A 10,797-nucleotide genomic window follows, 5' to 3' on the forward strand; every position below is an offset into this window, starting at 1 on the left:
ACCACAGCAGTAAGCCGCAGTCAAGCCAGCATTTGTCTAGTCCGGTACTTTCGCCCGTTGCGCCCGCGACGACCAGCCTCATGCGACGATGGTCGCAGCCGCCACACGCCGATCGCTTTTACTGCGAAACTTTACACATTCATCTATCACCAAGCGGCAGCCTTCGGTTATCCAAGACTTGCCGAGCATGAGCTGTCACCCGAGCGGTAATTCCGGTCCTGAAACAGTCACATCGCACCGGCTGACCTTGGTCAGCCGGTGCGAATGTACTGCTATACCGGCTATCGTCTAAGCGCAGCCCGGCTCGGCATGACGACCGGCCGGGCTGGAGCCTGCTACTTATTTGCTGTCTGGAGTTTGCATGTCATTGTCCGGTGGGTTGATCGCGCTGGTCGCCTTTACCTATATGGCCGTGCTGTTTGCTATCGCGTTCTATGGCGATCGAAACCGCGCGCATATGTCACCGCGTGTACGCGCCTGGGTCTATAGCCTGTCGCTGGCCGTCTACTGCACCAGTTGGACCTTCTTCGGCGCCGTTGGCCAGGCAGCCGAGCAGCTCTGGTCATTCCTGCCGATCTACCTCGGACCCATCTTGCTGATGCTGCTGGCGCCCCAGGTGATCCAGAAGATGATCATGATCAGCAAGCAGGAGAACATCACCTCCATCGCCGACTTCATCGCCGCGCGTTACGGCAAATCGCAGACATTGGCGGTGGTGGTGACGCTGATTTGCCTGGTGGGAGTGCTGCCCTACATCGCCCTGCAGCTCAAAGGCATCGTGCTCGGTGTGAACCTGCTGATCGGCAAGCACAGCGAGGCCGTCGCTGGCTCCGGCACGCAGGACACGGCATTGATCGTATCCGTGGTGCTGGCGCTGTTCACGGTGCTGTTCGGCACGCGCAACCTGGATGTCACCGAGCACCATCGCGGCATGGTACTGGCGATCGCTTTCGAGTCCCTGGTCAAGCTGCTCGCGTTCATGGCCGTAGGCGCCTTCGTCACCTTCGGTCTGTATGACGGTTTCGGCGACCTATTCAATCAGGCTTACGCTTCCAAAGAACTGACCGGCTTCTGGGAAGAAACTGTCAACTGGCCGGCCATGCTGGTACAGACCACCGTGGCGCTGATGGCCATCGTCTGCCTGCCGCGACAATTCCACGTGACGGTGGTGGAGAACATCGAGCCGCGCGACTTCCGCCTGGCGCGCTGGGTCTTTCCGCTGTATCTGGTGCTGGCCGCCCTGTTCGTCATTCCAATCGCACTGGCCGGACAACTTCTTCTGCCGAGCGGAATCAGCCCCGACTCCTTCGTGATCAGCCTGCCGTTGGCCGAAGCTCACCCAGCGCTGGCGATGCTGGCCTTTATCGGTGGCGCCTCGGCCGCGACCGGCATGGTCATCGTCGCCAGCGTGGCGTTGTCGACCATGGTGTCCAACGACATGCTGCTGCCGTGGCTGTTGCGCCGTAAGGAAGCCGAGCAGCCCTTCGAGGTGTTCCGGCACTGGATGCTGTCGGTGCGCCGCATCAGCATCGTTGCCATCCTGCTGCTGGCCTATGTCAGCTACCGCCTGCTCGGCTCCAGCGCCAGTCTGGCGACCATCGGCCAGATCGCCTTTGCCGCGCTGACCCAATTGGCGCCGGCGATGGTCGGTGCGCTGTACTGGAAGCAGGCCAACCGGCGCGGCGTGTTTGCCGGCCTCACTGCAGGCGCGGTGATCTGGGTCTACACGCTGATTCTGCCGCTGCTCGGCTGGCCGCTGGAGATGTTTCCCGGCCTGCAATGGATGTACACCGCCGAGCTGCCGTTCGGCGCCAGCGCGCTGACGCTCGGCGTGACGCTGTCTTTGGTGGGCAATGCGACGCTGTTTTTCTGGGTCTCGATCCTGTCACAAACCCGTGTGGCCGAGCACTGGCAGGCCAGCCGCTTCATCGGCCAGGAGATCCACCCGACCGCCAGCACGCGCCGACTGCTGGCCGTGCAGGTTGAAGACCTGCTCTCGCTGGCTTCGCGCTTCGTCGGTGCCGAACGCGCGGAGCTCAGCTTCCAGCGCTTCGCCCGCCGTCATGGCCATGATTTTTCACCCAGGCAACAGGCCGACGGCCAGTGGATCGCCCACACCGAGCGGCTGCTCGCCGGTGTCCTCGGTGCGTCCTCGACCCGCGCGGTGGTCAAGGCCGCGCTGGAGGGCCGTGACATGCAGGTCGATGACGTGGTGCGCATCGTCGGCGAGGCCTCGGAGGTGCTGCAGTTCAACCGCGCGCTGCTGCAGGGCGCGATCGAAAACATCACCCAAGGGATCAGCGTGGTCGACCAGTCGCTGCGACTGGTGGCCTGGAATCATCGCTACCTGGAGATTTTCGAATACCCGGACGGGCTGGTTTACATTGGCCGACCGATCGCTGACATCATCCGCTACAACGCCGAGCGCGGCCTCTGCGGCCCTGGCGACGCGGACACCCACGTGGCCAAGCGGCTGTACTGGATGCGCCAGGGTCGCGCGCACACCTCCGAACGGATGTTCCCCAACGGCCGAGTGGTCGAGCTGATCGGCAACCCGATGCCCGGCGGCGGCTTCGTCATGAGCTTCAGTGACATCACCGCCTTCCGCGAAGCCGAACGCGGCTTGAAGGACGCCAACGAAGGCCTGGAGCAACGGGTCATCGAGCGAACCCAGGAACTGTCGAAGCTGAACAAGGCGCTGACCGCAGCCAAGAGCACGGCCGAAGCGGCCAATCAGTCGAAGACACGCTTTCTCGCCGCGGTCAGCCATGACCTGATGCAACCGCTGAATGCCGCGCGGCTGTTCTCCGCCGCCTTGTCACACCAGCACGACGCCCTGCCCCGCGAAGCGCAGGATCTGGTGCGCCATCTGGACAGCTCGCTGCGCTCGGCTGAAGACCTGATCTCGGATCTACTGGATATTTCGCGCCTGGAAAACGGACGCATCACGCCCGATCGCCACCCATTCCCGCTGGCCACGCTGTTCGACACGCTGGGTACCGAGTTCACCATGCTGGCCGCCGAACAGGCGGTCGATTTCAAGGTGTATGGCAGCCGGCTACGGGTCGACAGCGACATACGCCTGTTGCGCCGTGTGCTGCAGAACTTCCTAACCAATGCCTTCCGCTACGCCAAGGGTCGCGTAGTGCTGGGCGTGCGGCGGCAGGGCGAGTCCCTGCGCCTGGAAGTCTGGGACCGCGGGCCGGGAATTTCCGAGGACAAACTGCAAGTGATCTTCGAGGAATTCAAACGCCTGGATAGTCATCAGACCCGCGCCGAAAAAGGCCTGGGGCTGGGCCTGGCGATTGCGGACGGTTTCTGCCAGGTCCTGAACCATCCGCTGTCGGTACGCTCCTGGCCAGGCAAGGGCAGCGTGTTCAGCGTGACGGTTCCGATCGCCAATAACGTAGTCCGCCAGACCAAGGTCAACGGCAAGTCCGAAGTACAGCAGACCGCACTGACCGGCATCCAGGTGCTGTGCATCGATAACGAAGACAGCATCCTGGTTGGCATGCAAAGCCTGCTTTCACGCTGGGGGTGCCAGGTATGGACCGCCAGCAACCGAACCGAGTCCGAGGCGTTGCTGAAGGACGATATCCGGCCTCAGCTGGTGCTGGTGGATTATCACCTTGACCACGGCGAAACCGGCCTGGACGTCATGGCCTGGCTGCGTGCCCGCCTCGGCGAGCCAGTGCCCGGTGTGGTGATCAGTGCCGACGGACGCCCAGAGCTGATCGCGGCGGTTCACGCGGCAGGGCTGGACTTCCTTGCCAAGCCGGTCAAGCCGGCCGCACTGCGAGCACTGATGAGCCGACACGTGCCTTTGCATTGAGGCCAGAATAAAGCGTGACGGCTGGACTTGAGCGATTGCGATAACTCATGCAGGAAGTCACCGGGGCCAAGCCTGCTGTGTCCGGCCTGAGGTGGCGAGCTCCGCTATTCCTCAGCTTCCAGTGGTGTTTCGGCCCCGGCACGTTCGAGCCAATCGGCCGGTAGTCGCTTGCTCGCACGCGCACCCAGAAGTTTCAGCTGTTCGGCACGGCCAACCAGATTGCCACGCCCATCGGTGAGCTTGTTGCGCGCGCCGATAAAAGCCTTGTCCAATTGCTGCAGACGCGTGCCGATCTCGTCCAGGTCCTGAATGAAGGCTGCGAACTTGTCGTAAAGCGCACCGGCCCGCTCGGCGATCTCACGGGCGTTCTGGCTTTGCCGCTCCTGCCGCCAGAGGCTGTCGATCACCCGCAATGTGGCAAGCAGAGTAGTCGGGCTGACGATCACGATGTGCTTGCTGTAAGCCTCTTGGAACAGCTCGGGATCGCCCTGCAACGCCGCGGCGAATGCCGCCTCGATCGGAACGAAGAGCAGCACGAAATCCAGACTCTGCAGCCCTTCGAGCCGCTGGTAATCCTTCAACGACAACCCTTTCAGGTGACTGCGCAGCGACAGTACGTGCTGCTTGAGCGCCAGCGCGCGGCTGCCTTCGTCCTCGGCACAGGTCAGCGCCTGATAAGCGGTGAGGCTGACCTTGGCATCCACGACCACCTTCTTGTCGCCCGGCAACTGAATCAGCACGTCGGGCTGGAAGCGCTCGCCGTCGGCGCTCTTCAGGCTGACCTGCGTGTGGTATTCACGCCCCTTCTCCAGCCCGGCGTGTTCCAGCACGCGCTCGAGAATCAGCTCGCCCCAGTTGCCTTGAGTCTTCTGCCCCTGCAGCGCGCGGGTCAGGTTGGTCGCCTCGTCGCCCAGACGTTGATTGAGCTGCTGCAACCGCTCCAGCTCCTTGGCCAGGGAGAAGCGTTCGCGCGCCTCGCTCTGGTAGCTTTCCTCGACACGTTTCTCGAATGATTGAATGCGTTCCTTCAAAGGGTCGAGTAATTGCCCGAGCCGCTCGTGGCTGGCCTCGGCAAAGCGCTGCTCGCGTTCCTCGAAGATTTTCCCGGCCAGCTCGGCGAACTGCGCGCGCAACTCGTCGCGAGCACTCTGCAGATCGATCAGGCGCTGCTCGTGGGTCTTCTGCTGTTCGTTGAGTTCCGCGGTGACGGCGGCATGAGCGGCGCTCAGGGCTCGCAGCTCGGATTGCTGCGCATCGCGCTCGTCTTCCAGATCATTGAGCGCATCGCGGGATTCCAGGCGCTGTGTCTGTAGCCACTCGGTTTCGCGGCGCAGCGCCGCGAGTTCGGCCTGCAGCGCGGCGCGCGACTCGCTGAGGTCGGCATGTGCCAGACGGCTGGTTTCGAGCTGCGCACTCAGACCTTCCTGCGCCATGGTGGCCTGGGCCAGCCGCTCGTCGAACAAGGCGAGTTCGGCCTGACGCTGAGAAAGACGAAGCTGCAACGCGACGGCCACGGATGCCAACAGCACACAAAGAGAACCAAGCCCGACGAACAGATAAGTGGGATCAAGAGGCATGAACGGCTCCGGCTGAATTGCCGGGCAGTATAGCCAGCCGTCGTATGCCGGTCGCCTGTGTCAGCGCTTCGCGGGGAAGCGCTGCAGAGCGCTCGAAGCCTCAGCCGAACCTTGCGCAGCAGCTTGCTCGAGCCAGTGCCGGGCCTTGCTCAGCTCGCGGTACTGCGGCTGGCAATACAGTTGCCCCAGCTCCAGCTGCGCCTGGCAATCACCGGCACGGGCGGCCTGGCGCAGCATTTCGAAACCGATGCGCCGATCGCGCTGGCTGTTGCAGTCGGTGCAGAGCAGCCGCCCGAGCCGACTCTGCGCTTCGACCACGCCCTCACGCGCGGGCTGCTTGAGCATTCGACCGGCGATTCGTTTGACACTCTTGGTTTGTCCTAGATGCTGGTTGTCCAGCAGCCATAGCGCCATGCGCAACGGCAAGCGCGGGGACGTTGATAGGCTATCGACGGACGTCGAAGCGGTGGAGCGCGTTCTCATGGGTACCGAAGGGGTTCGAGGACAGGGCGCGCACTCTACTCCTTTTTTCCTAGAGTTAAAGCCTTGCAAAATTTGCAGAAAGGCGATCCGGATCACATAAAAATTTCATCCACAAAAGCTGTGGATAACTCTGTGAGCAAACGGGTTACAAATTCCGCCAGCGCTTATGTTTAGCGGGCTGCAGTTAAACTGGCGTTTTTTTCACCAGTAGAAAATCTCCTTATTTTTCAGCAAGTTATTAATGATCTATGCGCCCGTACGATTTGCGACAGTTTGTCATAAGCGCTTGACAAGCCCGCTCGCGGAATGTGCACAAGTTTGTGGCAGCAACCGCCGAGAGCCCGTCCCAAGCGGCTTTTGCGCAAGTTCGAGCGGCTAACGGGGAACTTTGTACTGCCTGACCGGTCGTCGGGTGTCGCCAGTTGGAGCACATCGCAATACCCGCAATGACCGGCTTATGCTTGGGCATCGATCACAACGGGATAAGTCATGACGAAGGGGCGCAAGGTCCTGGGCTGGATGGTCGCGGGAGTGGTTCTGCTGGTTCTTGGCATCGCCGTCTACGGAGGCTTTCGCTGGCAAGAACTCAAGCGCGAGTTCGATATCGTCACGCTCGACATCGACGGGTTGCGCCTGTCGACCGATCAGCTACGCGTGCGGCAAATTGTCTTGGTTAGGCAGACCGCATCCGACGAACGGTTCGCGGTAACGGTCGATAACTTGCGCCTCGGCATCGCGAACTGGTGGCGACTACTGCCGCTCCGGTCGCTACGCATCGATCACCTCGACGTACAGTGGCAGCCGGTGCCCAGCGCGAGTGATGAGCGCGAACCCACCGCCCTGCCCAACCGCCAGCAACTGGAACGCTGGGCGGCCTGGTTGCCCCGTAGCGGCCATATCGCTTCGCTCGTCACCACCCTGCCCTGCGCCAGCGGTACCTGTCAGGAGCACGGCGAGCTGAGCTGGCAGCACGCCGGTGACGAGATGCTACCCGCCACACTGAACCTGCAGCTGCATCACGACACGCATCAGCTGGCACTGACGCTGGACATCCACGAACAGGGCACCGACACCCATGCCGATCTGCAATTGCAGCTGGACGGCCAACAGCGTCTGTCCATGCAAAACCGGCTGACGCCAGAGGCCGACTCGACACAATGGCGCGGCACGCTGGCCATGAGCGAGCTGCCGGAAGCGCCTTGGCTGCGGGAGTGGTTGGGCGAATGGCTGGCCCACGCACCGCCAGCTTTGCCCGAATTGCCGGAGCAGATGCGCATTGGCGCGGGCTGGTCGCTGCGGATCGATACCGACGACCTTACGGGCGAATGGCGTGTGCTCGATGGCGAGCTGCGCCTGTCGAGCCATCTGCCCGCACCCTGGCCGGTGCCCGGCATCGGTCAACTGCAGGGACGATTGGATGCAACCGCCGAAGCCAACCGTGGCATCTGGCTACCTACCGAACTGACCGCCGATCTGCAACTGCGCCCGGCGACCACACTGGTCGAAGCCCTTCCGGCACCGCTGCGACCCGACGCGATCAGTCTGCAGATCACGCCAGCGCCGGCCACCGAATCGGCCTCTGCGTTGCCGCTGCGTATGCACCTGAGCGCGAGCGGGGCCATGCCGCTCACATTCGATAGCCTGATCGCGCTCGAAACCGCCGCGCCCTATGCGCTGTCCTTCGAGCAAACCAGACTGACGCTTGAAGGCCGAGCGCTTTCATTGGGGGAAATGACCTTGACCGGCCTTGAAGCCGATCTGCGATTACGTGGCCGCGCCACCCTGGAAGCCGCCAACATCCAGTTCGAAAAAGGGTCGCAGATCTCGCTGGCTCGTCTGAGCAGTGGCACCGATCTGGTAGCGAACAGGGTGCAGTTCGATCCATCCGGTCTCGCTATCGCCGTCAGTTCCAACAACCAACAGTGGAACGAACTGTCGATCAACGGCCAGACCGCCCTGAAGATCGCCGAGCTCCAGCAGCCGGCGCTGCGTCCCATGGGCTGGCAATGGAGCGGCAAACTCGTTGCCGGAAGCGAACAGCTTTCGCTCGAAGGCCCGCTGCAAAACGACGCCGGGCTCACGCTCCCTCTGACGCTCAACCACAACTGGACCAGCGGCGCGACGCGGCTGAATGCGAGCCTTCCCGAGCTGTTCCTGCGCGCGGGCAACCCACTGGCTGCCACGCTCGCCGACTGGCCGCAGGTTCTGGAACTGGGCACTGGAAGGCTGCAGGGGCAGGGTCAACTCGACCTGCCTGCCAAGGGTCTTCCTGAGGCGAGCGCAACGCTCAGCGTCAAAGGGCTAGGCGGCATTTACGACCGCACCGAATTGAGCGGGTTGGACGCGAATCTTTCGCTCGCGTTGCGGCGAAACCAGCTGCGCCTGGATATTCCCGAACTAGTCCTGCGGGAAGTCAATCCCGGCTTCACCTTCGGCCCGCTGCGGTTCGGCGGCGAATATACGGGCGACATCGATCACCTCGATCGGGGCCGCCTTGCCTGGAGCACCGCCGAAGTGCAATTGCTGGGCGGCCGGCTCTGGCTCGACCCCGGCGAGGCGGACCTGAACGCCGGCACGCAACAGCTGAACGCACATCTGCGTGGTCTACAACTGCCGTTATTGCTCGAGGCCTACCCCGCCGAAGGCCTGTCCGGCACCGGCGTAATCGATGGCGAATTGCAACTGCAGCGCAGCGAGGCTGGCGTGAGCATCGAACGCGGCTCGCTACAGGCGCGGGAGCCCGGCGGCGTCCTGCGGTTCCGTTCCGCGAAAATCCAGGCGCTGGGCCAGTCCAACCCAGCGATGCGTCTGGTGACCGAGGCCCTGGATGACTTTCACTACGACCTGCTCGCCAGCGACGTGCACTACGCCGCCGACGGTACGCTCGACCTGGGGCTCAAGCTGCACGGTCGCAATCCGGCGTTGGAAGGCGGTCGCCCCATCAACCTTTCGATCAACCTCGAAGAGAACATTCCAGCCCTGCTGACCAGCCTGCAACTGTCCGATCGCGTCAGCGAGACCATTCAAAAACGGGTGCAGGAGAGCCTCAGAAAAGACCGTTAAGGAAACGCAGGTGGTTTTTTAATGACCTGTTAGGCACTGTATCGGCACCATGTACAGGAGAAGACCGTCATGCGGTTGCGCTATCCGATCAGCATTCTGGCGCTGGCCCTGCTCGCCAGCGCCTGCACCCCGAGAGTTGAATTAGCCGTGCCCAACGAGCCGATCAACATCAACCTCAACGTGAAAATCGAGCACGAGATCTACATCAAGGTCGACAAGCAGCTCGACTCGATCATCAACGAAGACAGCGGCCTGTTCTAAGGAGCCTTATGAAAAGCTATCTGAAACTCGGCACCCTGCTCCTGGCGCTGTGCCTGGCCCTGCCCGCCGCCGCCATGACCCTCAATGAAGCCATGGCCGCTCTCGGCCAGGCCAAGGCCAGCGGCCAGCTCGGTGAGAAGCCCGACGGCTATCTGGGTGTAGTGCAGTCCGGTGGCCAGGCGGAAGATATCGCCAGCCAGATCAACCAGGCACGGCGCGCCGAATATCACCGTCTGGCGCAGAAGAACGGCATTGCCGTCAGCGATGTCGAGGCGATTGCCGGCAAGAAGGCCATCGAGAAAACGCCGTCAGGACAGATCATTCAGCTCAACGGCAGTTGGGTGAAGAAATAACCGGTCTACCCCGTTCGTAGGGCCGAACTTGTTCGGCCATGGCCAGGCAGGGCGCCCGCTGGGCGAATAAATTCGGCCCTACGTTGCAACGTCCGCATTGACCACCGAAACATGACCGTAAGGCCGAACTTGTTCGGCCTTGGCCAGGCAGGCCGCGCATTGGCCGAATGAATTCGGCCGTACAGCAACGCGCTCCGCTTCACTTCAGAACCAGGCAGAAAGCGTCAGTGAACCGAACTGATCGTGCTCGTCCTGGCCATTGAACTCACGGGTCCGCCATACACTGGCGAATGCCAGTTGCCAGCTGTTCCAGGTCAGCGCCACGCCGGCCTTGGCATCACCGACCCACTCGCGGTTGTCGACCGAATGGCTGCTCTTGAAGGTGTTGCCCTCCAGCAGCATGTTGTGGGCCATGTAGCGTCCTTCGAGGTTGGCGAAAAGACTCCAGGCGAACCCGCCGCCCTGATCGAAGAACATGCTGCCACTCTGCGCGGGCGCCACCGCCGGGATACTGAAACTGCGCGCCAGGCCCTGACCGATACGAACGCCCAGGCCGGCGGAACCGTAGGTGTAGAGATTGCCGAGCGCGACGCCGGCGCTCGGCCCGTATTCCATTTCCAGCCCGGCGAAACGCTGCTGCAGCCACCAGCGCTTCTGGTAGCCGAGGTTGACGAAGGGCTCGTTGCGCAACTGATTGTCCCAACCCCTGGGCTCGTCGCTGTCGGTCGCATCATGCACCCAGCGCTGAATCCGCTTGCCGCCCGCAGCCGGCCCGACCACACCGACATCGAGGTGCAAGCCACTGGCTTCACGCCAGCCCTCGTGCTGTGTATCGGCAAAGAGCGACATTCCGGCGAACAACAGGCCGGCATAGGGCCGATCGTCCTCGATCAGCGCGGCTTGCTCGATCTCGTTGGGCGTGTAGATCTGATGCCCAAAGCGATAGGCCACGTTATCGACCTCCTCCGCCGCCCAACCCGGCATGGACCCAGCGAACCCGCGCGTCCAGTGATCGGCCTCGGGCTTGAACGAGCGCATCAGCTCGAAGCCGTTGGTGTAATGACCGTCACTACCGGTGGCGATGATGTCGTTCTCGATCTTCAGCGAATACAGATCCGCCTGGCTGACGAGAGGAACACAAGCGACAAGTACGGCGAGGGAAATACGAGTACGCAAATGCGGGTTTGCCATGGCCCAGCTCCTTGGTTACATGCAACAGGAAATGTAT

7 protein-coding genes are annotated in these 10,797 nt (G+C 62.4%); 4 read left to right on the top strand and 3 right to left on the bottom strand.

Annotated features, from left to right (window positions below; all coding sequences use genetic code 11):
- Positions 1 to 361: 361 nt before the first annotated feature.
- The gene (locus tag NA645_RS00280; RefSeq protein ID WP_256046955.1) at positions 362 to 3,832 is read left to right on the top strand and encodes a hybrid sensor histidine kinase/response regulator; all 3,471 of its coding nucleotides are present in this window, start codon (positions 362 to 364) and stop codon (positions 3,830 to 3,832) included.
- Between the two features lie 104 nt (positions 3,833 to 3,936).
- On the opposite strand, the gene rmuC is transcribed toward NA645_RS00280, so the two are convergent.
- Both rmuC and NA645_RS00290 read right to left on the bottom strand, forming a co-directional pair.
- Positions 3,937 to 5,409, bottom strand: coding sequence for a DNA recombination protein RmuC (gene rmuC, locus NA645_RS00285; RefSeq protein ID WP_256046957.1), 1,473 nt, complete (start codon positions 5,407 to 5,409; stop codon positions 3,937 to 3,939).
- A gap of 60 nt (positions 5,410 to 5,469) precedes the next feature.
- Positions 5,470 to 5,823 (bottom strand): tetratricopeptide repeat protein, encoded by a 354-nt coding sequence (locus NA645_RS00290; protein WP_256047268.1) that lies wholly within the window; start codon positions 5,821 to 5,823, stop codon positions 5,470 to 5,472.
- Between the two features lie 558 nt (positions 5,824 to 6,381).
- On the opposite strand from NA645_RS00290, the gene NA645_RS00295 reads away from it, so the two are divergent.
- The 3 genes from NA645_RS00295 to NA645_RS00305 all read left to right on the top strand — a co-directional run bounded on the left by NA645_RS00295 (position 6,382) and on the right by NA645_RS00305 (position 9,569).
- Positions 6,382 to 8,955 (top strand): YdbH domain-containing protein, encoded by a 2,574-nt coding sequence (locus NA645_RS00295; RefSeq protein ID WP_256046959.1) that lies wholly within the window; start codon positions 6,382 to 6,384, stop codon positions 8,953 to 8,955.
- Between the two features lie 69 nt (positions 8,956 to 9,024).
- Entirely contained in the window at positions 9,025 to 9,216 is a 192-nt protein-coding gene (locus NA645_RS00300; protein WP_131650324.1) for a YnbE family lipoprotein, read from the top strand.
- 8 nt (positions 9,217 to 9,224) lie between these two features.
- Entirely contained in the window at positions 9,225 to 9,569 is a 345-nt protein-coding gene (locus tag NA645_RS00305) for a YdbL family protein (RefSeq protein ID WP_131650323.1), read from the top strand.
- A gap of 204 nt (positions 9,570 to 9,773) precedes the next feature.
- Here NA645_RS00305 and NA645_RS00310 read toward each other — a convergent pair whose 3' ends face one another.
- On the bottom strand, positions 9,774 to 10,760 hold the full coding sequence (locus tag NA645_RS00310; RefSeq protein ID WP_256046961.1) for a lipid A deacylase LpxR family protein: 987 nt from the start codon (positions 10,758 to 10,760) through the stop codon (positions 9,774 to 9,776).
- Positions 10,761 to 10,797: the final 37 nt, after the last annotated feature.

This window comes from Stutzerimonas stutzeri (genome assembly GCF_024448955.1).
GTDB classification, from domain to species: Bacteria; Pseudomonadota; Gammaproteobacteria; order Pseudomonadales; family Pseudomonadaceae; genus Stutzerimonas; species Stutzerimonas stutzeri_AQ.

Excerpts from the sequence above, each read along its gene's own strand:
- NA645_RS00305 (WP_131650323.1), top strand. The coding sequence starts at position 9,225 with ATGAAAAGCTATCTGAAACTCGGCACCCTGCTCCTGGCGCTGTGCCTG.
- NA645_RS00295 (WP_256046959.1), top strand. The coding sequence starts at position 6,382 with ATGACGAAGGGGCGCAAGGTCCTGGGCTGGATGGTCGCGGGAGTGGTT.
- rmuC (WP_256046957.1), bottom strand. The coding sequence starts at position 5,409 with ATGCCTCTTGATCCCACTTATCTGTTCGTCGGGCTTGGTTCTCTTTGT.
- NA645_RS00280 (WP_256046955.1), top strand. The coding sequence starts at position 362 with ATGTCATTGTCCGGTGGGTTGATCGCGCTGGTCGCCTTTACCTATATG.
- NA645_RS00310 (WP_256046961.1), bottom strand. The coding sequence starts at position 10,760 with ATGGCAAACCCGCATTTGCGTACTCGTATTTCCCTCGCCGTACTTGTC.
- NA645_RS00300 (WP_131650324.1), top strand. The coding sequence starts at position 9,025 with ATGCGGTTGCGCTATCCGATCAGCATTCTGGCGCTGGCCCTGCTCGCC.
- NA645_RS00290 (WP_256047268.1), bottom strand. The coding sequence starts at position 5,823 with ATGGCGCTATGGCTGCTGGACAACCAGCATCTAGGACAAACCAAGAGT.